The organism is Streptomyces sp. NBC_01244 (genome assembly GCF_035987325.1).
Lineage (GTDB): Bacteria > Actinomycetota > Actinomycetes > Streptomycetales > Streptomycetaceae > Streptomyces.
The window spans coordinates 558914-582304 of sequence record NZ_CP108488.1; the positions used below are offsets into that span (position 1 = coordinate 558914).

The following is a 23391-nucleotide window of genomic DNA, read 5'->3' on the forward strand; positions in this document are numbered from 1 at the left end:
GTGATGAATGGTTGAGATCTTGGTCCGGAGAGGAAGAGGACGACCGTGAACACCACAGGGAAGACCCCGTCCCGGCGCGCCCTGCTCGCGTGGGGCGCCGGAGCGGCAGTGGCCGCCTCGCTGCCGGCGGGCGGGAGCGCCTTCGCCGCGACCGCGTCCCCCGCAGGCAGCGGCGCGGTCGCGCACGCGCTGGCGGACCTGGAGCGGGAGCATTCCGCCCGCCTGGGCGTCTACGCCCACGACACCGCCACCGGCCGCACCGTGCGGTACCGGGCGCAGGAGCGCTTCCCCCTCTGCTCGGTCTTCAAGACCCTGGCCGTGGCCGCCGTCCTGCGCGACCTCGACCGGGACGGGGAGTTCCTGGCCAAGCGGGTCCGCTACACCGCGCAGGAGGCCGCCGCCTCCGGGTACGCGCCGGTCACCGGCCGGCCGGAGAACCTGGCCCGCGGAATGACCGTCGCGGAGCTGAGCGACGCCGCGATCCGCTTCAGCGACAACGCCGCCGCCAACCTGCTCCTGCGGGAGCTGGGCGGCCCGACCGCCGTCACCCGCTTCGCCCGCTCGACCGGGGACGCGGCGACCCGCCTGGACCGGTGGGAACCGGAACTGAACAGCGCCGAACCCGGGCGGGTCACCGACACCACCACCCCGTACGCCATCGGGCGGACCTACGAGCGCCTCGTCCTCGGCTCCGCACTCGCGCCGGCGGACCGGCGGCGGCTCACCGGCTGGCTGCTGGGCAACACCACGAGCAGCGAGCGGCTGCGGGCCGGTCTCCCGGCAGGCTGGGCCGTGGCGGACAAGACCGGCGGGGGCGAGTACGGCACCAACAACGACGTGGGCATCGCCTGGCCCCCCGGCCGGCCGCCCCTCGTCATCGCCGTCCTGACCACCAAGCCCCACCCCGATGCCCCGGCCGACAACCCCCTCATCGCCCGGACCGCCGCCCTTCTGGCCACGGCCCTGACCGGGCGGTGACCACGTCGGCCTTCCCCGCCGCCCCTCGCCCCTCTCTCCCCCGCGCCCCTCTCATTGCTCCGTCATACGGAGCTCGACCGCCAGTCGACCCGGCCGCCCCTCTTCCGCCACGAGCGGCCGTCCCACCCGGGCGGTCTCCGCGCACACGAAGTGCCGGTGTTCCTTCGGCGCGACGTCGGCCATGCCCCGGGCGAGTTCGGCACCCGGGTTCCAGACCACCACGTCGCTGTGGTCGTGGTGGGCGAGGGCGACGATCCTTCCCAGCACCTCGTCCCGCACCGTGGTGACGGGCGCCGGCGCCGTCTGGAACCGCTCGACGTGGTCCACGGGGGTCAGCGTGCCGTCTTCGTCCTCGTAGCGGCGACGGGTGAGCCCGTCGGTGTGTTCGGGGCCGAGGCCCGCGAGGTGTGCCCGTCCGAGGTCGCCGATCCGCACGTAGGTGTGGAGCGCGGTGGTGGCGGTGTGGTCGCCCCGGTCCTCGATCTCGATCAGACAGGTGTCGGTCAGGGTGTACCGCGCCACGAGGACGAACTCCTCGGGCCACAGTGCGCGGGTCGCCGGCGAGGGGCTCAGGGTGCATTCCACGACGACCCGGTCCGCTTCCTCCTCCCACGCCGTCAGCTCCCAGTCGGTGGTCCGCGCGAACCCGTGCGAGGGCGAGCCGGCGGGGCCGGAGGGGCCGAACCACGGCCAGCACAGCGGGACTCCGCCGCGCACGGCCGTTCCGCGCCGCCACAGGTCCGGATCGGCGGACCACAGCACACCGGGGTCGTCCGGGCGGGCGGCGGCCGGCCGCCAGGTGACGAGCTGTCCTCCCTGGATGCTCAGGCACGCCTGTCCGGCTCGCGGGTGGTCCACGACGAGGACGGGGAAGTCCGCGTACCTGCGACGAGTGAGGGCCGGGGAGAGCTGCTCCTCGACGGGCAGGGCCCGGAACTTCTCGAAGATCTGATCCATGCCCTGACCTTCCTTCACGGCACGGAGCGGGTCAAATCACCACGGTGGGGGGGTTGTCCTCTTCGCAGGGCTTGCGGCCGGCGCCTTTCAATTGCCTCGCTCCTCAGCCACCCCGCATTGCACGATGGCCCCATGAGCACCTCCCAGCAGCCCCCGCACCACTCCGCCCGACCCGGTCGGGAAGCCGCAGCCCGGCTCCTCGCCTCGCTCGCTCCGCTCGCCCACCGCGAGCGGATCCACGCGGCCGTCGCCCAGGTGCGCGCGCTGCCCCCGGCCGAGGTGCCCGACCTGCTGACGGAGCTCGCCGACCCCGACCGGCACGTCCCGGACACCCGGGCCACGGCCCTGATCTGCGCCCGCGCCGTCCCCTGCGACCCCGCCCACGGCGACCGGCTCGCGGGCCTGCTCGTCGCGGGGCTCACCGATCCGCACGGGGCCGTACGCGCCCAGGCGCTGGCGGCGCTGCGCACCGGACGCATACGTCCGGCGGCCGACGCCCTGGTGACCGACCGGGTCACGGCCGCCGCCCGCGAGCAGCTCCTCACCGCGCTGCACGGCACCCCGGCTCCGCTCGCCGATGCCCTGATCGACTCCGTCCGCGCGACCTGGGGCGACCGCGAGGCGGCACGGCTGCTGCCCGCCTGCTCCCCCGCCACCGTGCGGCGGCTACTGCCCGAGCTCCGGCACTCCTTGCACTCCTGGCTGCCGTTGGCGCGCCGGATGCCCGAGGCCGTGTACGAGACCGTGGTCCGGGAGGCCGAGGCACAGGCTCCGGCAGCCCGGCAGACCTGGTGGCTGGTGGTGGCCGACGGTCCCCTGACCGCGTTGGCGCAGGTCGATCCGGGCGCGACCCTGGACCTGTTCGAACGGGTGGGCCCCGAGCGGCTCACGGCCGGGCTGGTCCCGTACCTGCCCGGGTTCGTCGCCCACCGGCCGCGGCTCGCGGCGCGGTTGTGGGGGCAGGGCCGTCTCGTACTCGCGGCGAGGACGCTGTCCCACAACGGTGCCCGCCGGTTCGCCGCCGCCGTCCCCGAAGACGAACTCGTCGCGTCGGTCCGCGCGGCGGCCGCCCCCGCACCGGTGCTCGCGACGCTCCTGCCCGCGCTGCCGCCCGGTCGGCGCGGGGCGGTGCTCGACGCCGTCCGCGCCGGGGAGGGCTCCGCACCCGCCCCGCCCGCCGGCTCCGAGACGGCGGTGCTCCCGCCCGAGCTGATGCGTCTGCTGCCCGCCCGGGACGCCGCGCCCTTCGCCCGCCACGCCCTCGAACGGGCGCGGGCCCGGGGCGCCGCGCCGATCGAGCTGCTGGAGCTGCGGGCCTTCCTGCCCTACGAGGAGGAGGCCGCCGCGCTCGGGGCGGACACCCGACGGGCCGACTCCGCCGAGCGCGCGGCCGCCTGGCGGGCTCTGGTGCACGCGGCGGCGCGGGCCCGGCGCCCGGAGGCCACGACCGAGGTGCTGACGGAAATGGCCCGCCTGCGCTCCGAGCAGGACCCGGTGCGCCAGACGGCCGTGGGCGCTCTGGGCGCCTTGCCGGCGCACACGTTCACGGCGGCGGCGGTGCCGGCGCTGGAGCGGATCGCCGCGGACGCGCTCGCCGCGCGGGACCTCTCGTACGGCACCCTCGTGGCCCTCACCCACCTCTCGGGCCGCCTGCTGGACACGGCCGGGGACGGGACGCATCCCGCTCCGAAGGCTCCCGGAACCGGTTCCGCGGCGCTGCCGGCGCTCGCCGCGTGGGCGGTCCGCACGCTGGCCCGCGCGGACGGCCCCGACGTGCCCGGCGGCGGGTTCGGCAGGTTCGTGACGCAGGCCCTGCGCAAGGATCCACCGCCCGCCGCGGCGCGGGCGCTGCTCGACGCCGTACGTCCCGTGGTGACGGAGTCCTTCGGTGCGGGAGATCCCGTCCCCGCGCTCTCCCTCGCCGAGTCGCTGTCATCGGATCCGCGTTGGGAACGGGCCGAGCCCTGGCTCGCGGAGGTCGTGGAGCGGATCGCGCTGACCGGTGCGCGCGGGCCGGCCGAACGTGCCTGCGTGCTGTGGCTGGCCTCGGCCGGTCCGCATGTCGAGCGGGTCCGCGCCCTGCTCGCCGCGGACCCCTCGGCCGTCGTACTGCCCCGCGTGGTGGAGCTCGTGGCGCGACAGGCCGACGACCTGTTGCCGGCTCTCGTCGCCACGCCCTTGGACTCGCCTCCCCGCGGCCGCTTCCACGACCCGGCCCAGGCCGTGGGCCGGCCTCCGCGACAGGTCTTTCCCCCGGTCCGGGGGTACGCGCACCGGTGGACCGGCGCGACGTGCACGGCCATGGCCGACTGGCTCGCGGCCGGGCTGCGTGCCCGGGCGCATCCGGACAGGTCCCCCGGCGATGAGCTGCTGCGGGAGCTCGCGGCGGTGCCGGGCGGCGGTGGGCTGGCGGCGGTACGGGCGTGCGCGGAATCGGCGCACGTACCGACGGCCGAGGCGGCCCTGGCCGCGCTCCCGGGGGCCGACCGGCCCGGCCTGGTCCTGCCCGACCTGCTCGCGCGGGCCGACGGCGACCGGGCGCGCGTCGCCGTGTACGCGATCGGGCGGGTCTGCGCGCACGTGCCGCCGCCGGAGCTCGCGGAGCGGTTCCGGCCGGTGCTGGAGCGGGCGACGGGCACGAAGGTGACGAGCCGCAAGGAGATCGTCCGGCTGGCGGCGGACCGGCTGCCGGCGGCGCTCGCGGGCGAGTTGCTGGTGGCGGCGTTCTCGGCGCCGGGCCAGCACCGCGACGTCCGGGCGGCGGCGGTGACGCGGGCGGCTCGGCTCGTCACGCTGGAACCGGTGGAGGCGTGCCTTCGTACGACGGCGCGGGAGGGCTCGAGGGCGGAGCGGGAGGCGCTGCTGCGCGTGCACCCGGCGGACCTCCCGGCGGCGGCGCGGGAGCCGTACGGGCAGCTGGTGGCCGAGGTGTGCCGCGGCTTCCTCACGGAGGCGCCCGCGCACGCGGACTCCCCCGCCGGGGCCGGCCGGGGCCCTGGCGAGGCCCCTGACCGGGTTCCCGACGATGGGCTCGACGCTCGGACGGTCGCCGAGGCCTGCCGGGTTCTGCGCCTGTGGGCCCTCGCGGCGCCGGACGCAGTGGACGCGGGCCTGCTGCCGCGTCTGGCGATCGAGCCGCGGAGCCACGAGGTCGTGTGGCGGGCGGCCTTGGACGCGGTGGTGGACGCGGCACGGGTCGATCCGGATGCGTACGGTCCGGGGCTGCGGGCGGTCACGACGGCGCTGCTGGGCCGGCACGTGCGGGAGGCCAGGGCCCAGGCCCGGGCGCGGGGTCGCGGCGCGCGGGCCGAACCGGCCGCACGTGCCGCACGGGACCCGCGTGAAGCCCTGCACCGGATCGCGGTGCTGGCGGGGAGCCTCGAGCGAACGGCCGGGCAGGGCCTGCCCTCGGCCTGCCGGCCCGTCTGGCAGGACGCGATCGCGCTGATCGCGGAGCAGGACGCGAGCCTGCGGTGGGCGGTCTCGGCCCGGACGGCGCTGTGGGACCCGGCCGCGCCGGCGGCCGAACGGGCGGGGGAGCTACGGGCGCAGGCGCGGGCGGTACGCGACCGGCCGCTGCTCGCGGCCCGTACGGCGGTGGCGCTGGCCCGCCGCTCGCCCCGGGTCTCCCCGGCCGCCCTGGCGGAGGCGCGCGACGCGGCGCTGGCGATCGGAGGGACCCGGCGGCTGCGGCGCCGCACCGGCACGCTCCCGCCCCGGGACGGGCTCTTCACGGGCCTGTACGCGGTGGCCCTGGCGGCGGACCACGCGAGCCGGGCGGCATCGACGGGCAGCGAACTCGGCCCGGCACTGCGGGTGTTGCGGGACATGCTGGGACACCCCGTCCCGGAGGTCCGCGACGCGGCGGACGCGGCGCTCACGACGTGGGAGCGGAGCCGTTAGGCCCCGCACCCCTCTGACGGTGGCCTTCCCCGAGGGGCGCCCGATGCCGTGCCCGGCGTCGGCGGCCCCGGCTCCTCCGGTCCGGTGCCTCCGGGGGTGCCGGCGGCAACGCGCCTCGTAATGCCCGTACGGACGGCAATGCCCGTACGGACGTGACCGGAAGCCGGGCGCGCCACCTTCGCGGATCTCCGGGCGGCTCCCGCACCCGCAGGGGCCCGGACCGGTGACCGGGGCCCGCCGACGTGCCGGGCTCGGCCGGGATCGCGCAGGACCGTACGTCAGCGGGGGACCGGGGCCGGGGCCAAGGGCCCCCTCGGGGGGACCAACGGCGGCCCGGGGCCGGGGGCCCGGTGGCTAGGGTCGTAGCCATGACCACTCAGCGAATCCTCGACCTCGACCGCGACGCGCTCTCCGCCCTGCGCGGCCGCGATCTGACCCGGGCGGTGGCCGCCGCCGAGGGCCGCACGATGGTGGCCGAGGTCTTCGCCGAGCGCGCCGCGCTCTCCCCGCACTCCGACGGGCGCGGTGTGCACAACGCCGAGCTGGTGGCCGCCTTCGGCGCCGACATCGTCATCCTCAACCTCATCGAGCGTGCCTGGGACGGGGAGCGGCTCGTCATGCCCGGACTCGGGACCTTCACGTCCTTCACCGATCTCGCCCGTCTGATCGGTCGGCCCGTGGGCGTGAACCTGGAGCCCGGCGACGTCCCGGAGATCCGCCGCGCCACCTCCGAGCACGCCCGGCGCCTCATCGACATGGGCGCCGCACTGCTGTGCATCACCGCCAATCCCGGAACGGGCGGCACCTACGACGGCATGGCGCGGGTCACCGAGGAACTACGCAAGGGGCTTGGAGACGACGCGGCCCTGTGGTCGGGCAAGATGCACCACGCCGGCTGCCCCGAACGCGTCACCCCCGCGCGGCTGACCGCCCTCGTCGACGCCGGCGCGGACGGCGTGGTCGCCCCGCTGCCGGGAACCCTGCCGGGCATGACCCGTGAGCTGGCCGCGACGGCCGTGGCCGCGGTCCAGGACGCGGGTGCGATCGTCATGGGCGCCATCGGCACCAGCCAGGAGGGCTCCCACGCGAACGTGGTGCCGCAACTCGCCCTCAACGCCAAGGAAGCCGGCTTCGACGCCCACCACTTCGGCGACTCCTACCTCCCCGGCATGTGCGACCCCGAGGTCATGTACGCCTACTCGGTGGCCATCCGCGGCCGCCGCCACACCTGGAACCGCATGTCCTTCGCCCCGGGCCGCTCCAACCACGCCGAGGCCGCGCCGGGCGGCAACTGGTAGCCCCGACGACGGATCCGGCCACCGGCCACCGGCCGCGGTCGGCTTCGGAGAGTGGGGCCGCCCCGGGCGGGCATGCGCAGGGCATGGAGAACTCATCGCACGACGCGGAGCGCGGACCCGCACCGCGAAGAGAGCCTCGGCGGTTGCCTTGGTGGGGACGGGCCGCGGGTGGGGTCGCGGTGCTGGCGGTGGTCCTGCTGCTGGCCGGCCGGTTCAGTCTGCTGCCCGGCTTCGGCGATCTGTTCCGCGAGGACACCGTGGACCGTTCGGGGCCGGTCCTGCTCAAGTCCATCCAGGACATGCGCCGTTACGAGGGAGCCGCCGGCAACTTCCAGGTCGTGGTGGACCTGGAGAAGGACGCGGCCTTCCTGCCGGACTCCGTCCGCGGGACCAGGACCCTCTACGTCGGCGCGGGTTCCGTGAGCGGGTACGTGGACCTGGGCGGGCTCGGCGAGCAGGCCGTCACCGTGAACGAGGAGCGCACCAAGGTCTCGCTCCGGCTGCCCCACGCCGTCCTCGGTACGGCGGCGCTGGACCTGGACCGTTCCTACGCCGTGTCCAAACAGCGGGGACTGCTCGACCGGCTGGGCGACCTGTTCACCGACAATCCGGCCGGTGAACAGGCCGTACAGCGCCTGGCCGTTCAGCACATCACGGATGCGGCGCGCGACAGCGGCCTCGTCGAGCGCACCGAGAAGAACACCACGGCGATGCTGGAGGGCCTGCTCCACTCCCTGGGCTTCCGGGAGGTCACGGTCGGCTACGTGTGATGCTGCCGAACGGGTCGCTTCAGCCCGGCGTCTGACACAGGACCAGGGAAACGAAGCCCCAGGAGTCCCGATAGGTGCGCAGCCATTCGGTGCGGCGGTCCGTGGCTGTCGCCAGCACGTGCGCGCTGTCCGGATCGGCGGGGTGGTCCACGGCCCAGGAGGCCAGTGACCCCCAGCAGGCCCATTCGTAATCGTCCAGTTCGCGGCGGGTGCTGACGTGCCCGTGGACGGGAGTCCAGCCGTCGGCGACGACCTGGTCCACGGTGGTCGCCAGGTCGGCCAGGTCCCCGAACATCTCGACGGCCTCCGGGGACGGGGAGCGGTCCCAGAATCCCTCGCCGATCAGGACCCGCCCGCTCGGAGTCAGATGCTTGCGTGCCGCCGCGAGGGTGGGCAGCAGACCGCCGAAGGCATGTGTGGCCCCGACGCTGAGCACCAGGTCGAACGGCTCCGGGGAGGCGAAGTCCGCGGCCTCCTGGTGGTGGAGGACCAGGCGCTCTTCGACCCCGAGGCGGCCCGCTGCCTGCCGGGCCTCTGCCAGAGCGTCCTCGGAGATGTCGACGCCCTCGGCGTGCAGGTCCGGTCGGGTGGCCAGGGCGCGCAGGAGCCACTCCCCGCCGCCGCACCCAAGGTCGAGCACCCGCTCGTCGCCGGACGGGAGGCCCCGTTCCAGGAGCCGGCGTACCGAGTCGTCGTCGAGCGGGGACTTTATCGGGTGGTCGCGATGGGCGATCCCGGAGATCTGTTCACGGTTCACGGGCGCAGCTTGCCAGCCCCCGGAGGCAACGCGCATCCCGATTTCGATCACGGAATCGAACGTCCGAGAATGGCCGATCCCCGGCTGCCGCGCCCCGCACGATCGGTCCCGGTGGATCTCCACGGCGCGCGCGGGCGCGCAAGTACCGCGCCGGACAGGGAGCTTGGACGTTGTCGGACGTGGGCGTGGGCGTGGACGTGGACGTGGTACCGAGTCGGCCGGGGCCGGACGCGTCGGGCTGTTCGAGGACTCGGCGCGGGACGGCGCACAGGCGAAGACCTTGATGAGTGCCGGCTTCCGGGTGCGGGCAGGAATTCGAGGCGACCCGGCAAGTCGCCCTGGAGGCGCAGGAATCGGTGAGTCCGTCCGCGATCTGCCGGGGCACGGTGGAGGACGTACGGCTGGCGCTGGGCGCGGTACGCGGTGCGGCGCACGGGCGGATCATGGTGATCGTGGCCGCCTCGGAAGCCACGGCCCGTGCCCTGGTGCACACGGACGCCCGTACGGCCCTGGACCGGGGCCTGGACGTGGTCAAGGAGGCCGTGGACCGCGCGGGGGGCACGGCGGTGGACGTGTGCCTGGTGGACGCGCCGCGCGCGGACCACGCCTTGGTGGCCGAGTACGCCGGCCGGATGACGGCTCAGGGCGCGGCCACGATCGTACTGGCCGATACGGTCGGCGACCTGTTGCCCGGCCAGACCCGGGACCTCTTCCGGCGGGTCGCGGCCGGCGCCGGTCAGGACACGGTCCTGGTCTCGCACCTCCACAACGACCTCGGCCTCGGCCTCGACCTCGACCTCGGCCTCGCGAACACCCTGGCCGCCCTGGAGAGCGGGGCACGGGTCGCGGCCTGTTCCTGGCTGGGCATGGCCGAGCGCAGTGGCATGGTCGCCACCGAGCAACTGCTCTTCCTCCTCGCGCACGACCCGGCCAAGGCCGCGCACGTCCTGGGGCCCGACTGCGAGCCGTGGTGGACGCGGCCCGATCTGACGCGGCTGCCGGGCATCGCCCGGATGGTGTCCGCGGAGACCGGGGTGCCGCTCACCGTCACCACTCCGATCGTGGGCACCGGGGCCGCCACGATCTCCACCGGAACCCCCTTCACGCACCCGCACGCCTTCCAGCCCTACGACCCCGAGCACCACCTGGGCCTCGCACCGACCGTGGTGCTGACCCACCTCGCCAGCCGGCGCGCACTGCCCCCTCACCTACGTCGTCGCCGCCACCACTCCCGGCGCCGTCAACGGCGCGAAGGGTCGCCCCACCGGTCAGGAGGTCGCCCTGTGGGTCCACGACGACGCCGTCTGGGGCGACCTCGGCACGGAACTGGCCCTGCCACCGGCCGCGCTCCGCACCGCGTTCGCCCTGCTGCGCGACGAGCTGGTCACGCTGGTGGTGCCCGTACGCGCGGACGCGTGGCCGTCGCCCTGGACCGGACCCGCCCTGCGCGACGGCCACCTCCTGCTGTTCGGCGCACACTGGCGGCCGCTGTCCCCGCTGCTGACGGGCTTTCCGCGGCTCTGCGTCAGCAGCGTCAACCGGACGGGGCGGCCACCGGCGGACACGGCGGCCCGTGCGACGGCGATGTTCGGGCCCGGCATCCCGGTCGTCGACGCCGACGCGCTGCGCCACCCCGGCACCCCCCACGCGGCCACCACCATGCTGCGCATCGGCTCCGGCGGGGACCTGGCCCTCGTCCGGCGCGGAGCCCAGGACCGGGCACACGGCCCCGATCCGGACCTCTACCTGGCACGCCTGCGGGCGGCGCAGGGCGGCAGGTGACGCCGGTCAGCCCCCGCGCACTCCTTCCAGACGCCCGACCCGCCCCTTCTCCCCCGCCGCCCAGCAGCCGCCGTCCGGTGTGCAGGTGACCGTGTCGAACGAGCCCGGGTCGAGCGTTCGCCAGGTGCGGCCGCCGTCCCGGGTCACGTCCGTGCCCGTCGGACCCACCGCCAGGGCCGTGCCGCCGCCGTACGGGAACCAGGCCGCGCCCGACCGGTAGGCCGGCGGCGGGGTGGAGGACGGGCTCCAGGTGCGGCCCGCGTCCGAGGTCACCGCCCCGGCCCGCGGGGAGGCCTGCCCGGTGCGGTAGTCGCCGCCGACCGCGAGGCCCCTCGTACGACCCTTGAAGGCGAGGGCGAAGACGCCGCGCGCCGGGTCACCCGCGGGGAGGGTGGAGTCGGCGACCCGCCAGGTCAGGCCGCGGTCCGCGGAGTGGAGCACCCGCGCGACCGGGCCCCCGCCGGTCGCCAGCCACACGTCGCGCGGTCCGGCGGAGACCAGGCACTGGCCGCTCGCCGCGAAGCCCGCCTCTCCCGGCAGCGCGTCCGGCATCCCGGCGTTCGGCAGCACCCGCCAGCTCCGGCCGCCGTCGTCCGTGGCCAGGATCCGGAACTTGCCGTCCACCGGGTCGCTCATCGCGAGCCCGTGGCGGGAGTCGAAGAAGGTGAGGCAGTCGTAGAAGGCCCGCGGGTCGGGGTTGCGGAAGGTCTCCGTCCACGTGGCGCCGCCGTCCTCGGTGCGCAGCACCCTGGAGGCCTCGCCCTCGCCGATGGACAGGGCCACCGCGCGCCGCCCGTCGAAGGCCTCGATGTCCCGCAGCTCCAGCCCCTCCGCGACGGCTCCCGGCGGCGAGACGTCGCGCCAGCTGCGACCGCCGTCCGCGGTGCGCAGTACGGTCCCCTTCGAGCCGGCCACCCAGGCCGTGGACCGGCTCACGGCCGCCAGCCCCCGGAAGCGGGCGTCCTTGCCGGTCTCCTTCAGTGCCCAGCGCGCATCCCGGAGGTCCCGCGCCCCGTCCGCGGCCTGCGCCGGGGCGGCCACCACCCCCAGCAGCAGGGCCGCCGCGCACATGCCAACTCCCAGAAGTCTCATGGCGCCGGAAGCTAACGCACCCCGGATTCGGCGTCCAGGGCGCCTCCCGGCCACCCGCCTCCCCTCGGATCCGGCCGCCGAAGCCGTGTTGCGGCTCTAGAGCAGCCCTCGATGGGTCCGGTACACCCGCAACTGCGCGACCTCGTAGGACAGCTCCGTGACCCCGGGCTCCGGTGCCGGGTGGTACCTGCCCGCGCAGACCGAGAGATTGACGATGAGGTAGGCGGACCAGCGGCGGCCCACTCCCCTGCCGTCGCTGAAGACCCGGTCGCCGTTGACCCACCAGACGACCGACCCCTTCCCGAACTCGACCTTCAGGTCGATCCACGCTCCGGGCCGGACCGCCGGGTCACGGTGGTAGCGGTGCGCCTCCCGGACGTGGTTGGAGAGTTCGAGGAGGTCAGGGTTGTCGGGGTGGTACTCGAAGACGTCGATCTCCTGGCCGCCGTCGCGCCAGGTCCAGATGGCGGGCCAGGCGCCGACCTGCACGGGCAGTTTGACCCGGGCCTCCAGCACGTCTCCGGTGCGCACTTCGAAGCCTTCGTCGCTGCCCTCGGTGGTGAGCAGGCCGCTGTCCCAGTCGCCGTCGGGGCGCGGTGTCGCACGGAAGACCCCGCCGCGGCTGTAGGCGGGGTCTTCGGTGAGGTGGTCCAGCTTGTTGTCGCCCGGGTTGACCGGGCCGCCGTCGGGATACGCCCACGAGTGGCCGGCGATCCACTGGGTGGGAGAGGCGAAGTCGGCGGTGAAGACGGGAGTCCGGCGCGGGCGGGGCAGGAGCCGCAGCCGTTCGATCATGTCCGAGAGCATGCGGGATATCTGCCCGCCAGAATTCCCCGCACACCCGAATCCTCACCCACTGCAACGCTTCGGGCACTCTGTGTTCCGACTGGGCGGCCTGCTCCTATGGTCAGATCCAACTCCCGGCACGTAAGGTCCCCTTATAGTCATCAGCCATTACCAGTCAGGGGGCGGGCCGCGATGCCGGACACCAGGATCAGCAAGCTCGTGCAGATGTGGATCAGCGGCTGGGTCGTCTCCCGCGGCAGCTCGGACCCGATCGACGAGCCGTGGGGGTGGACGATCGACGTCGGGCAGCCCCGGCACGTCGCCCGGCACGTGCTCCCGGAGCCCTCCGAGGCCGATGTGCGCAAGATCGTGGCCGAGACCAGTGCGCCGGGAACCTGGCTGAAGCTGTTCGCCGAGGACCAGACGGTCCTGCCCTGGGTCGGGCCGGGCTGGCGGCTCGACGGTCCGGGCTTCCTGATGACCTGCAACCTCGCACCGGAGAGCCCTGAGGTGCCGGCCGGTTACACACTCACCCGCTGGACCCGGGGCGGCGTCAGCCGGGTGCTGGTCCGCACCCTCGACGGGCACTTCGCCGCCCGCGGACAGATTGCCCATGCCGGCTCCCGCGCCGGCGCCCATGCCGTGGTCGACCAGGTCGCGACCGCCGACGAGCACCGGCGCAAGGGCCTCGGCGGCCTGGTGATGCGCACCCTGCAGAACACCGCGTACGAGGCCGGCGCGAGGACCGGCGTCCTGGTCGGAACGCCCGACGGTCGGGCGCTCTACTCCGCGCTGGGCTGGACCGCGCACGCCCCGATGGCGAGCCTCTGGTACGAGCCCTCGGATGCCGCGCAGTGAGCTGAGGCAATGAGCTGAGGCAATGAGCTGAAGGGGCGCCGCGGAAGTCAGGTGATGCCCACGGTGTACGCCGCCCGGTAGCCGGACGCGTCCGGTGACGGGGTCAGGGTCGTCGCGGCGCCCGAGTCCCGGTAGCGGCTGTCGCGGGTGTTGGGGTGGGCCGGGGCCCGGCGGCGGGCGTAGGGCTGGAGCTCGTACACGCGCACCAGGAGTTCCTCGGGGAAGAAGAACTGCGAGGTCGTCTCGGTGTGCCGGTCGGGGCGCACCTTGAAGTGGATGTGCGGCGCCAGCCCCCGGTACCAGCCCGGCACGATGGTGCGGAAGGTGCAGCGCCCGGCGGCGTCCGTGAGCTGGGTGCCGCGGAAGAAGGTGTCCTTACCGGTGGAGTAGGTGCCCGAGGGGTCCGCGTGCCAGACGTCGACGGCGGCCCCGGCTACCGGTCGACAGCCGGCCGGTACCCGGACCACGGTCAGGTCCAGGCGGAACGGCACGCCGGCCATGCCTTCCGTGATGTCGGACCGGACCCGGTCCAGGTCCAGGTAGTACGGGCCCTCGCCCGACTCCGTGGTCAGTACGCACGCCGGAGCGGACGATCCAGCCCCGGTCGCGGTCCCGGTTCCGGTCGGGGGCGCGGGGGCCTGAGGCAGGCCTGCCGCCCCCCGAGTGGTGGCCGGACCCGAGCAGGCCGCCGCGAAGGCGGCGGCTCCGGCCGATCCGGCGGCCAGCAGGAGTGTGCGGCGGCTGGTCCGGGAGTTGCCGTTCTCCGTCATACGCACCCCTCGCGCGCTTCTGGGGCCGTCATGGGCGGACGGCCACCGGCCGCGCCCACCGTGCCGGACCGCGGGGGCCCGGCACGGTACCGACACGCCTCGGGGCCCCGCGATGGGGCGCACGAGCCTCTCGGGTCCGCTGATCGGATGACCCGCACGGCGTTTCTCCCCCGGGCGGAGCGGGACACCGGTATCAAGATCCGGTCCCTGCTCTTGGATTGGAACCCCATGCTCTCGAACGTTCTCCGCGTGGCCGCCGGCGCCGCACTCGCCGCCGGGCTGGTCACCGGGCCCGCGGGGCCGGCCTCGGCCGCCGCCACCTGTGCGTACACGCCGGACGGAAAGGCGGCCGGGAGCGTGGGGACTCCGCCCGGGGATGTGAGCCGTCTGCGGCCGTACGCGGCCACGCTCCGCACCAACCACGGCGACGTGGTCTTCGAAGCCCTTACGGCGAAGGCGCCGTGCACCACGAACTCCTTCGCGTACCTGGCCGGCCGGAAGTACTTCGACGGGACCACGTGCCACCGTCTCACCACCGCCGGCATCTTCGTCCTGCAGTGCGGGGACCCCACCGGTACCGGCTCGGGCGGACCCGGCTACCGCTTCGGGGACGAGAACCTGACGGGCGCCGTCTATCCGGCCGGTACGGTCGCCATGGCGAACGCGGGGCCGGGAACCAACGGCAGCCAGTTCTTCCTCGTCCACGAGGACTCCCGGCTGCCCCCGGCCTACACCCCGTTCGGCAGGATCACCCGGAACGCGCACGTGCTGGACGAGATCGCGAGGAAGGGGACCAAGCACGGCGGGGGCGACGGAGCACCCAAGCAGGAGGTGATCGTCAACTCCGTCGGAATCGCTGCCCGGTAGACGGCCCGCGGCCGGGGGTCCTCAGCCGACCCGGATGCCGATCACGCACGTGTCGTCGTCCGTGTCGGAGCGGCTCGCGGCGAGGAGGCGGTCCAGTTGGCCGTCCAGGTCCCCGGCAGTGGCGGCCGCCGCGTGCACCAGGTGTCCGAGCGACTCCTGCACCGAGGAGTCCCGGCGCTCCACCAGACCGTCGGTGTACATCAGCAGCGTGTCGTCCGGTTCGAGCTGCACCTCCCGCTCGACGTAAGTGACTTCGGGCAGGGCGCCGAGGAGCAGCCCCTCGATGAGCGGGAAGGCCTCCGCCTCCCCGCGGCGGACGAGTACGGGGGGCAGGTGGCCGGCGCGGGCCCAGCGCATCACCCTCGTGCCCGGGTCGAAGAGGCCGCAGACGGCGGTGGCCGTCACGTGCTTCGCCAGGTGATGGGTGACCGTGTTGAGCCAGGACAGCAGCTGCGCGGGGCCCGCCCCGGTCACGGCGAGGCCCCGCAGGGCGTTGCGCAGGACGACCATGCCGGTGGCCGCCTCGATGCCGTGCCCGGCGACGTCGCCCACCGACAGCATGATCAGCCCGGAGGGCAGGACCACGGTGTCGTACCAGTCTCCGCCGACGAGCGCCTCGATCTCCGCCGGCCGGTAGCGGACCGCGACCCGCAGGCCCGGGGCCTCGATGGCCGGTGGGGTCGGGGGCATGATGGCGTGCTGGAGCTGGAGGGCCAGGCGGCTGCGCTCGGCGGACTCGGCCTCGGTGTGGGCGAGTTGGTCCCGGGTCGCGGCCAGGGCCACCTCGGTCCAGTGCTGGGCGGAGATGTCCTGGTAGGCGCCGCGCACGGCGTGCAACCGCTGGTCCGCGTCGAGGACGGGCTCGGCGACGACCCGGATGTGGCGGGTGATTCCGTCGGGTCTGCGCAGGCGCAGGTTGACGGAGGCGGGGCGGCGGTGGCGGAGCACCGCGCGCAGGAAGCGGGCGAGGGCCGCGGAGTCGTCGGGGTGCGCGGAGCCGGGGAGTTCGTGAAGCCGGACCGGGGGCGCGGTGGGCGGGAGTCCGTGGAGATCGTAGAGCTGTGCGTTCCAGGTGGTCTCCCCGGTGACGAGGTTCTCCTCGAAGCCTCCGATCCGGCCCAGCCGCTGGGCGTGCTGGAGGAGGCTGGCCAGCCGGGCCGTCTCGTCCTGGATCCGCCAGATCAGCAGGACGGCGGAGCCGTGGCGGCTGACGCTGATGTTCGCGACGGAGGTGAGGGGGATCTGGTCGACGAGCGCGGTGAGGCTCATGCGTTCGGCGCGGAAGGGCTCGCCCGTGGCGTGCACGCGCTCGATGATGTCGAACAGCCCGCTCTCGCCGGCGGCCAGGGGGTAGGCCTCCAGCAGCAGGGCGCCGTTGACGTCGCCGCGCGGCCGTCCCACCGGGTCGACGAAGCGGCTGCCGGTGTGCCGGATCCGGAAGTCGGCGAGCCGGCCTTCGGAGTCGAGGACCGGGGTGAGGACCACGGCCGGGTCCTGGAGCCCCTCGGCGAGGTCGATGAGCTCGGCGAGGTCGGGGAGGACCGCGTCGGCGGCCGCGGGGTCGCGCGGGGGCGAGGCGTCCATGGTGCGGGCGCACAGCTCGGCGAGGGCCTCGACCTGCCGCTCGATCTGGGGTGACTGCGGTTCCAGGGGGCGCGGCCAGCAGATCTCCAGGACGCCCTGGATCCGTCCGCCCGTCCCCGTGGGCACCGCCATCCGCCCGCCGTCGGGCCATGCGGCGCGGCCGATGGAGGGGAGTCCCTCCCGGTCGAGGTCGGCGAGGGTGACCAGCCTGCGTTCTCCCAGCGCGAGGCGGGCGACGGTGGAGACGCCGGGGGGTACGTGGCGCCAGCGGGCGGCCTCCCTGGGCGGGAAGCCGGCGTGGCCCGCGAGCGCCAGCGACCCGTCGGGCACCGCGGTCCACACGGCCACCGCGACCGCTCCCAGGGGGCCCAGGGCGTTCGTCAGGAGGGACTCGGCGACCGCCTGGGTGTCGGCCGTGACGGCGAGCACCCCGCTCTCGGCGGTGCGCAGCCGTACCGACACCGTGGAGTTGGAGTGCCGATCGGCCGGGTCGCCGCCGCCCGTACTCCCGACCGTGCCGGCGCCCGCGTCCGTGCCCGTTCCCGTGCCGGTACGCGTACCCGTACCCGTACCCGTACGTTCGACGAACTCGGCGGCGATCGCGCTGACGTGGTCGCGGGAGGCCTGGTTGACGATGTCCGCGGCGAGTTCGAGGGGGGACATCCCGCTCTCGCGGCACAGCACGTCGAGCTGGCGGGCCGCCGCGGCCGGGGTGCAGTTCAGCTGCCCGATCAGGATGCCCTTGGCCAGTTCGACCAGGGCCCGCCCGTCGGCGGCGGCTTGCGCCTCCAGCACCTCGCGGCGCAGCCGTTCCACGGTGGCGACGAGACGTCCCATGGGAGTCGGGGCCTGTTGCGGCACCAAGCCCGTGGGCCGGTCACCGTCCGGTGTCTCCGGGCGGCGGGCATCGTCGTGCCGGTGCGTGTCCGCGGTCACCGGGTGAGCCTGCGCCGGATGCGGGCGATGAGGTCGTCGGCGTCGACGGGCTTGGTGACGTAGTCGCTGGCGCCCGCGGCGAGGCTCTTCTCCCGGTCTCCGGGCATCGCCTTGGCGGTGACCGCGATGATGGGCAGGCCCACGTACTGCGGCATGCGCCGGATCTCGGCGGTGGCGGCGTAGCCGTCCAGTTCGGGCATCATCACGTCCATCAGGACGATGTCGACGCCCGGGTTGCGGACGAGGGCGTCGATGCCCTTGCGGCCGTCCTCGGCGTGGAGCACGCGCATGCCGTGCAGCTCCAGGACCCCGCTGAGGGCGAAGAGGTTGCGGGCGTCGTCGTCGACGACGAGGACGGTGCGGCCGGCCAGGTCGCCTTCGAGTACGTGCTCGGCGGGCCGGCGCCGCGCGTCGCCGTGCACCAGGGGCAGGACGTCCCCCGGCTGTTCGGCGGACAGGTGGAGCGCGATGCGTTCGCGCAGCTCGTCCAGGCTGGAGAGCAGTTCCACGCGGCCTGACGCGGACCGTCGGCGCAGGGCTTCTTCCTGGCCGGTCCGCACCCGGGGGTTGTTGTGGGCGAGGACGGGGAGCGAGGCGAGGGCCGGGTCTCCGTCGAGGGCGTCGAGGAAGCGGAGGGCTTCGCCGTCGGGCAGGTCCAGCTCCAGGACCACGCAGTGGAAGGAGTGCGCCGCCAGGGCGGCGGCGGCCTCGCGGGAACCGGTGGCGTTGACCACGTGAATGCCGCCCCGCTCCCCCGCCGTCCGGTGGTCGGGGGCGAAGTCCCGGTCGGCGCTCTCGGCGACGAGGGAGAGCAGGCCGTTCGTCCGCTCCTCGATCACCAGCAGGCGCCGGGGCCGCCGCTGGTCCGGGAGCACGGGCCTGCCCGGACGGACGCCCTGCCCCGCCGCCGCCCGGTACGAGGCCCCGGGCGGGAGCGCCGGGGGGGCCTCGGTGGCGGAGGCGTCCTCGTAGTCCGCGCGGCTGACCGGCAGGTAGAGGGTGAAGGTGCTGCCCTGGCCGGGGGTGCTTTCGGCGGTGACGGCCCCGCCGAGGAGCTGGGCGATCTCGCGGCTGATGGAGAGCCCGAGACCGGTGCCGCCGTACTTGCGGCTGGTGGTGCCATCGGCCTGCTGGAAGGCCCCGAAGACCGACTCCAGCTGCTGTTCGGGAATGCCGATGCCCGTGTCGCGCACCCGGAAGGCCAGCACCGGGCCGCGCCGGGAGAGTCGGGCGGGGATCTCGGGGGCCGCGGCCGGTTCGATGCGGAGCTCGACGCCTCCGCGTTCGGTGAACTTCACCGCGTTCGAGAGGAGGTTGCGCAGGATCTGGCGCAGCCTCGAGTCGTCGGTGAGCAGGTCGTCGGGGGCGCCGGGGGCCGTGGTGACGGTGAAGTCGAGGCTCTTCTGCGTGGTCATCGGCCGGAAGGTGGCGTCGACGTATTCCAGGAGCTGGGGCAGGTGGACCCGCTCGGGGTTGATGTCCATCTTCCCGGCCTCGACCTTCGACAGGTCCAGGATGTCGTTGATCAGCTGGAGGAGGTCCGAGCCGGCCGAGTGGATGATGCCGGCGTACTCGACCTGCTTGGGGGTGAGGTTGCGCGCGGGGTTCTGGGCGAGCAACTGGGCCAGGATCAGGAGGCTGTTGAGCGGGGTGCGCAGTTCGTGGCTCATGTTGGCCAGGAACTCGGACTTGTAGGTGGAGGCGAGTGACAGCTGCTGGGCGCGGGTCTCCAGCTCCTGCCGGGCCTGCTCGATCTCCAGGTTCTTGGCCTCGATGTCGCTGTTCTGGCTGGCGAGGAGGGCGGCCTTCTCCTCCAGCTCGGCGTTGGAGCGCTGGAGTTCCTCCTGCTGGACCTGGAGTTCCTCCGAGCGGGCCTGGAGCTCGCCGGTCAGCCGCTGGGACTCGCCGAGGAGTTCGTCGGTGCGGGCGTTGGCGACGATCGTGTTGACGTTGGCGCCGATCGCCTCCATCAGCTGGGCCAGGAAGTCTCGGTGCACGGGGTTGAAGGCGGTGAAGGAGGCGAGCTCGATCACGCCGAGGATCTGGTCGTCCACCACGATCGGCAGGATGATCAGGCTGCCCGGGGTGGTGTGGCCCAGCCCGGAGGAGATCACGTACCCGCCGGGGACCTGATCGGTGGCGATGATCCGGCGGCTGCGGGCCGCCTGTCCGACCAGGGACTCTCCGAGGGCGAAGGCGGCGCCGTCCTCCGCGGCGGCGGAACGCCCGTAGGAGCCGACGAGGGTGAGCACGGCGGCGCCGGGGCGCTCCTCGGCGAGGTAGAAGGCTCCGTACTGGGCGGCGACCAGCGGCGTCAGCTCGTCCATGACGAGTTCGGCGACCGCGGCCAGGTCCCGGTGGCCCTGCATCAGGCCGGAGATGCGGGCCAGGTTCGATTTGAGCCAGTCCTGCTCCTGGTTGGCCCGGGTGCTCTCGCGGAGCGAGCCGACCATGGAGTTGATGTTGTCCTTGAGTTCGGCGACCTCGCCCGAGGCGTCGACGGTGATCGAGCGGGTCAGGTCGCCCTCGGCGACCGCGCTGGCGACCTCGGCGATGGCCCGGACCTGGCGGGTCAGGTTGCCCGCCAGCTCGTTGACGTTCTCCGTCAGCCGCTTCCAGGTGCCGGAGACACCTTCGACCTCGGCCTGGCCGCCGAGCCGGCCCTCGCTGCCCACCTCGCGGGCGACGCGGGTGACCTCGGCGGCGAAGGCGGAGAGCTGGTCGACCATCGTGTTGATGGTGGTCTTCAGCTCCAGGATCTCCCCGCGGGCGTCCACGTCGATCTTCTTGGACAGGTCGCCGTTGGCGACGGCCGTCGTGACGAGCGCGATGTTGCGGACCTGGCCGGTGAGGTTGTTGGCCATGGAGTTGACGTTGTCGGTGAGGTCCTTCCAGGTGCCCGCCACATTGGGCACCTGTGCCTGGCCGCCGAGCCGGCCTTCCGTGCCCACCTCGCGGGCCACCCGGGTCACCTCGTCGGCGAACGCGGACAGCGTGTCGACCATCGTGTTGATGACCCCGGCCAGCGCGGCGACCTCACCCTTCGCCTCCACCATGATCTTCTGTGAAAGGTCGCCGCGGGCGACGGCGGTGGCCACCTGGGCGATGGAGCGCACCTGACCGGTCAGGTTGTAGGCCATGACGTTGACGTTGTCGGTGAGGTCCTTCCAGGTGCCGGAGACACCCCGGACCGTGGCCTGGCCGCCCAGGTTGCCCTCGGTGCCGACCTCGCGTGCCACCCGGGTGACCTCGTCGGCGAACGCGGAGAGCTGGTCGACCATCGTGTTGATGGTCTCCTTCAGCTCCAGGATCTCCCCCCGCGCGTCCACCCGGATCTTCTGGGTCAGATCGCCCTGGGCCACGGCGGTGGTGACCTCGGCGATGGAGCGCACCTGGGCGGTCAGGTTGTCGGCCATGACGTTGACCGACTCCGTCAGGTCCTTCCACGTGCCGGAGACGCCCTGGACGTCCGCCTGGCCGCCGAGCCGGCCCTCGGTGCCGACCTCCCGGGCCACCCGGGTCACCTCGCCGGCGAATCCGGAGAGCTGGTCGACCATCGTGTTGATGGTCTCCTTCAGCTCCAGGATCTCCCCCCGCGCGGTGACGGTGATCTTCTGCGAGAGGTCGCCCTTGGCCACGGCGGTCGCGACCTGGGCGATGGAACGCACCTGGGCGGTCAGGTTTCCGGCCATGAAATTGACCGAATCCGTGAGGTCCAGCCAGGCGCCGCCGACCCCGGGCACGTCGGCCTGGCCGCCGAGCGTCCCCTCGGTCCCCACCTCGCGGGCCACCCTCGTGACCTCGGAGGTGAACAGGGACAGCTGGTTGACCATCCCGTTGAAGACGGTGGCGATCTCCCCGAGCAGCCCGTCCGCCGCATCGGGCAGCCTGGTACGGAAATCCCCGTCGCGTACGGCGGTCAGCCCGGCCAGCAGCCTGCGCAGCTCCGCCTCACCGATCCCGCTCTCACCGGGGAGCGGGGGCACCCCGCCCGCCGAACCCGTACCCGCCCGCTCGGCCATCCGTCCCAACCTCACACTCGAAACCGACACTCCGACGAACGGGACAAGGCGGACCCCGGGTTCGGGGCGCACCGCTGCGCCCCGCTCCGCGGGGATCCGGCTTCGCCGCACCACCGGTCCGGTGAAGGCTAGCGCCGCCGAAGGGACCATAAGGCACGGTCGATCACACCGGGGACGGCGCATCCCGCCCGCGCGAAAGGGAGATGGGCCGGAGGCCTCCGCACCCGGCCCGAACCAGGCCTGGGGCAGCCCGGTTTGGAAGGCTTCGCGGGCTCCGGGGTACCCCGACGGGTTTCGGGTAGACGAACCGGTGACATTCGCACACAACGGAGGAAACGGGGTGAAGGCGATGGCGGTCAAGGCTGTGGGATGGGCCCGGTCGTTTCCCGTCTCGCAGGGCGTCCGGGCGGCGCGGGAGTGGACGGCGGGACACCTGGCATCACTGCCGTGGAGCGGTTCGGTGGCCGACACCGTGTACTCCGTGCTGATCTGCGTCTCCGAACTCGTCACCAACGTGCACCTGCACGCGGTCGGCACCGCGCACCTGGTGCTGACCTGGGACGGCCGCTGCCTGCACGTGAGCGTCGCGGACGCCGATCCGCGGCTGCCGCGGTACCGCGGGCCCGCGGCCGACACGGGTGCCACGTCGGGCCGCGGGTTGGGGATCGTCGGCGCGCTGGCCGATTCCCTGGACGTGCACGCGTGCCACGGCGGGAAGGCCGTCACCGCGTGCTTCCGGCCCGGCGGCGGACCGGACCCGCATGCGCGGAAGCCGTAGGCGCTCCGGGGCGCGGGCGCCGGCCGACCGGCGCAACGGCCGGGCACCCGGCCCGGAATCACGGCCCGGACTCACGCCCCGACGGCGGCCTCGACGCTCTCGTGCAGGGACAGGACCGTATCGGCCCCGGTCACCGCGAACAGCCTCCGCAACTGCTCCCCGGGGGCGGCGATCCGCAGCGTCGTGAGGCGGTGCAGCCGCAGCAGGAGGTTCAGGAAGGACGAGTCCCCGAAGGTGATGGAGCCGGCGTCCAAAATCACCAGCGGATGCCGTCCGGCGGCCGCGGTGAGGGCCTCCTCCAAGGGGACCAGCGTGTCCTGGTCGAGCTCTCCCCGGGCCTCCACCACCCAGCCGGCCCCGGCCGGGTAGCCGTCCCCGACCACGCTCTGCCCGTATCCGTCCCCTGCTCCGGTCATGTCCGCCTCCCCGGATCGTCCGTCGTACGTCCTTCCAAGGGAGTATGCCTGCTCCTCGCTCCGGCACGGCAGCCTCCCGGCCCGGCTCCCCCCCGTCCTGCGCCTCCGGCTCTCAGTTGAAGACGTCCAGGGCGTCCAGCCAGGAACCCGCGTCGTCGGCGGAGCGGCGGGGCCGCACGGGCAGCGGATCCGGGTAGGTCTCCGCCGCGGCCCTCGCGCGGACGATGTCGGGCCCGCCGCACGCCGCGACCGCGAAGGCCCCGAAGACCTTGGCGAACGCGGCCGGGTCGCGGAACTCCACACCGAAGGCACGGCCGTCCCGCAGCGGCACCCACACCACTCGCTCGGACCGCGTCCATGCCGACACCGGCTCGGCGTCCGCGGTCGACCGCCCTTCCAGCCACAACCGGGCCACGTGCAGCAGGTTCACCTTCTCCATGGCCAGCCGCTTGCGCCGCACCCGCAGTTCACGCGCCGTCACTTCGACCCGCTGGTCCTTCCTCGGGTACCAGACGACGCCGATCCCGAACGGCACCCACAACAGGATCCCGATCATCGGCCACACCAAGGCGTCGCCCCACGACCGGAGCAGCCCGCCGTCCAGCAGGGACAGGACCCCGAAGAACAAAGCCCACTTCGCCGTCATCCGCCAGAACCCACTGCCCTGCCGGTACAGGACCCGCCGCTTCCCCGTCATCTCCATGCCACCCACGCTATCCACCGGTCCGCTGTCGGCCGCAGGCGCCCGTCGGCACCGCCGTCCCGGGAAAGAATCCTGCCTCGACGTGTGTAGCCCCTCTCAGGCGGGGCAGAAGCGCCCCCGGCAGCCGTCAGTCA

17 protein-coding genes and 1 pseudogene are annotated in these 23391 nt (G+C 74.0%); 9 read left to right on the forward strand and 9 right to left on the reverse strand.

The annotated features are described in order from the left end of the window. Window positions 1-108 precede the first annotated feature (108 nt). Window positions 109-978, forward strand: coding sequence for a class A beta-lactamase (gene bla, locus OG247_RS02280; protein ID WP_442813572.1), 870 nt, complete (start codon window positions 109-111; stop codon window positions 976-978). Between the two features lie 51 nt (window positions 979-1029). On the opposite strand, the gene OG247_RS02285 is transcribed toward bla, so the two are convergent. Continuing rightward, a complete protein-coding gene (locus OG247_RS02285) occupies window positions 1030-1935 on the reverse strand; it encodes a D-hexose-6-phosphate mutarotase (RefSeq protein ID WP_327250573.1) in 906 nt (301 codons plus the stop codon). A gap of 132 nt (window positions 1936-2067) precedes the next feature. Between OG247_RS02285 and OG247_RS02290 the strand changes: the two genes are divergently transcribed. The 3 genes from OG247_RS02290 to OG247_RS02300 all read left to right on the forward strand — a co-directional run bounded on the left by OG247_RS02290 (window position 2068) and on the right by OG247_RS02300 (window position 7906). Beyond that, complete coding sequence (locus OG247_RS02290; RefSeq protein WP_327250574.1) at window positions 2068-5838, forward strand: hypothetical protein; 3771 nt, start codon at window positions 2068-2070, stop codon at window positions 5836-5838. A 368-nt stretch (window positions 5839-6206) separates the two neighbouring features. After that, window positions 6207-7136, forward strand: coding sequence for a DUF7916 family protein (locus OG247_RS02295; protein ID WP_327250575.1), 930 nt, complete (start codon window positions 6207-6209; stop codon window positions 7134-7136). A gap of 83 nt (window positions 7137-7219) precedes the next feature. Further along, a complete protein-coding gene (locus OG247_RS02300; protein ID WP_327250576.1) occupies window positions 7220-7906 on the forward strand; it encodes a DUF4230 domain-containing protein in 687 nt (228 codons plus the stop codon). Window positions 7907-7925: 19 nt separating this feature from the next. Here OG247_RS02300 and OG247_RS02305 read toward each other — a convergent pair whose 3' ends face one another. Beyond that, window positions 7926-8663, reverse strand: coding sequence for an SAM-dependent methyltransferase (locus tag OG247_RS02305; RefSeq protein WP_327250577.1), 738 nt, complete (start codon window positions 8661-8663; stop codon window positions 7926-7928). 356 nt (window positions 8664-9019) lie between these two features. Here OG247_RS02305 and OG247_RS02310 point away from each other — a divergent pair. Both OG247_RS02310 and OG247_RS02315 read left to right on the forward strand, forming a co-directional pair. Then, window positions 9020-9532: pseudogene (locus OG247_RS02310) on the forward strand (2-isopropylmalate synthase); the annotation flags it as partial. 526 nt (window positions 9533-10058) lie between these two features. Further along, the gene (locus OG247_RS02315; RefSeq protein ID WP_327257824.1) at window positions 10059-10445 is read left to right on the forward strand and encodes a hypothetical protein; all 387 of its coding nucleotides are present in this window, start codon (window positions 10059-10061) and stop codon (window positions 10443-10445) included. 6 nt (window positions 10446-10451) lie between these two features. Here OG247_RS02315 and OG247_RS02320 read toward each other — a convergent pair whose 3' ends face one another. Together OG247_RS02320 and OG247_RS02325 are read right to left on the reverse strand one after the other, a co-directional pair. After that, a complete protein-coding gene (locus tag OG247_RS02320; protein WP_327250578.1) occupies window positions 10452-11537 on the reverse strand; it encodes a WD40/YVTN/BNR-like repeat-containing protein in 1086 nt (361 codons plus the stop codon). A 96-nt stretch (window positions 11538-11633) separates the two neighbouring features. Beyond that, window positions 11634-12332, reverse strand: a complete 699-nt coding sequence (locus OG247_RS02325) for a beta-glucanase (RefSeq protein ID WP_327250579.1) — start codon at window positions 12330-12332, stop codon at window positions 11634-11636. Between the two features lie 183 nt (window positions 12333-12515). Between OG247_RS02325 and OG247_RS02330 the strand changes: the two genes are divergently transcribed. Continuing rightward, entirely contained in the window at window positions 12516-13181 is a 666-nt protein-coding gene (locus OG247_RS02330; RefSeq protein ID WP_327250580.1) for a GNAT family N-acetyltransferase, read from the forward strand. Between the two features lie 47 nt (window positions 13182-13228). Here the strand turns inward: OG247_RS02330 and OG247_RS02335 are convergent, their stop codons facing one another. Beyond that, complete coding sequence (locus tag OG247_RS02335; protein ID WP_327250581.1) at window positions 13229-13951, reverse strand: dioxygenase family protein; 723 nt, start codon at window positions 13949-13951, stop codon at window positions 13229-13231. Window positions 13952-14179: 228 nt separating this feature from the next. Between OG247_RS02335 and OG247_RS02340 the strand changes: the two genes are divergently transcribed. Beyond that, window positions 14180-14818 carry a peptidylprolyl isomerase gene (locus OG247_RS02340; RefSeq protein WP_327250582.1) on the forward strand — a complete coding sequence of 213 codons (639 nt, stop codon included), beginning with the start codon at window positions 14180-14182 and terminating at the stop codon, window positions 14816-14818. A gap of 21 nt (window positions 14819-14839) precedes the next feature. Here the strand turns inward: OG247_RS02340 and OG247_RS02345 are convergent, their stop codons facing one another. Together OG247_RS02345 and OG247_RS02350 are read right to left on the reverse strand one after the other, a co-directional pair. Further along, a complete protein-coding gene (locus tag OG247_RS02345; RefSeq protein ID WP_442813573.1) occupies window positions 14840-17239 on the reverse strand; it encodes a SpoIIE family protein phosphatase in 2400 nt (799 codons plus the stop codon). 95 nt (window positions 17240-17334) lie between these two features. Next, window positions 17335-21360: a HAMP domain-containing protein gene (locus tag OG247_RS02350; RefSeq protein ID WP_327250583.1), complete on the reverse strand. Its 4026-nt coding sequence runs from the start codon at window positions 21358-21360 to the stop codon at window positions 17335-17337. A 349-nt stretch (window positions 21361-21709) separates the two neighbouring features. On the opposite strand from OG247_RS02350, the gene OG247_RS02355 reads away from it, so the two are divergent. Further along, entirely contained in the window at window positions 21710-22138 is a 429-nt protein-coding gene (locus OG247_RS02355; protein ID WP_327250584.1) for an ATP-binding protein, read from the forward strand. Between the two features lie 71 nt (window positions 22139-22209). On the opposite strand, the gene OG247_RS02360 is transcribed toward OG247_RS02355, so the two are convergent. After that, window positions 22210-22554: an STAS domain-containing protein gene (locus OG247_RS02360; RefSeq protein WP_327250585.1), complete on the reverse strand. Its 345-nt coding sequence runs from the start codon at window positions 22552-22554 to the stop codon at window positions 22210-22212. A gap of 112 nt (window positions 22555-22666) precedes the next feature. Next, window positions 22667-23257 carry a hypothetical protein gene (locus tag OG247_RS02365; protein ID WP_327250586.1) on the reverse strand — a complete coding sequence of 197 codons (591 nt, stop codon included), beginning with the start codon at window positions 23255-23257 and terminating at the stop codon, window positions 22667-22669. Window positions 23258-23391: the final 134 nt, after the last annotated feature.

Coding starts and splice junctions, on each gene's coding strand:
- OG247_RS02335 (WP_327250581.1), bottom strand. CDS start 13,951: ATGACGGAGAACGGCAACTCCCGGACCAGCCGCCGCACACTCCTGCTG.
- OG247_RS02290 (WP_327250574.1), top strand. CDS start 2,068: ATGAGCACCTCCCAGCAGCCCCCGCACCACTCCGCCCGACCCGGTCGG.
- OG247_RS02285 (WP_327250573.1), bottom strand. CDS start 1,935: ATGGATCAGATCTTCGAGAAGTTCCGGGCCCTGCCCGTCGAGGAGCAG.
- OG247_RS02355 (WP_327250584.1), top strand. CDS start 21,710: ATGGCGGTCAAGGCTGTGGGATGGGCCCGGTCGTTTCCCGTCTCGCAG.
- OG247_RS02345 (WP_442813573.1), bottom strand. CDS start 17,239: ATGGGACGTCTCGTCGCCACCGTGGAACGGCTGCGCCGCGAGGTGCTG.
- OG247_RS02330 (WP_327250580.1), top strand. CDS start 12,516: ATGCCGGACACCAGGATCAGCAAGCTCGTGCAGATGTGGATCAGCGGC.
- OG247_RS02365 (WP_327250586.1), bottom strand. CDS start 23,257: ATGGAGATGACGGGGAAGCGGCGGGTCCTGTACCGGCAGGGCAGTGGG.
- OG247_RS02340 (WP_327250582.1), top strand. CDS start 14,180: ATGCTCTCGAACGTTCTCCGCGTGGCCGCCGGCGCCGCACTCGCCGCC.
- OG247_RS02325 (WP_327250579.1), bottom strand. CDS start 12,332: ATGATCGAACGGCTGCGGCTCCTGCCCCGCCCGCGCCGGACTCCCGTC.
- OG247_RS02295 (WP_327250575.1), top strand. CDS start 6,207: ATGACCACTCAGCGAATCCTCGACCTCGACCGCGACGCGCTCTCCGCC.
- OG247_RS02320 (WP_327250578.1), bottom strand. CDS start 11,537: ATGAGACTTCTGGGAGTTGGCATGTGCGCGGCGGCCCTGCTGCTGGGG.
- OG247_RS02360 (WP_327250585.1), bottom strand. CDS start 22,554: ATGACCGGAGCAGGGGACGGATACGGGCAGAGCGTGGTCGGGGACGGC.
- OG247_RS02350 (WP_327250583.1), bottom strand. CDS start 21,360: ATGGCCGAGCGGGCGGGTACGGGTTCGGCGGGCGGGGTGCCCCCGCTC.
- OG247_RS02300 (WP_327250576.1), top strand. CDS start 7,220: ATGGAGAACTCATCGCACGACGCGGAGCGCGGACCCGCACCGCGAAGA.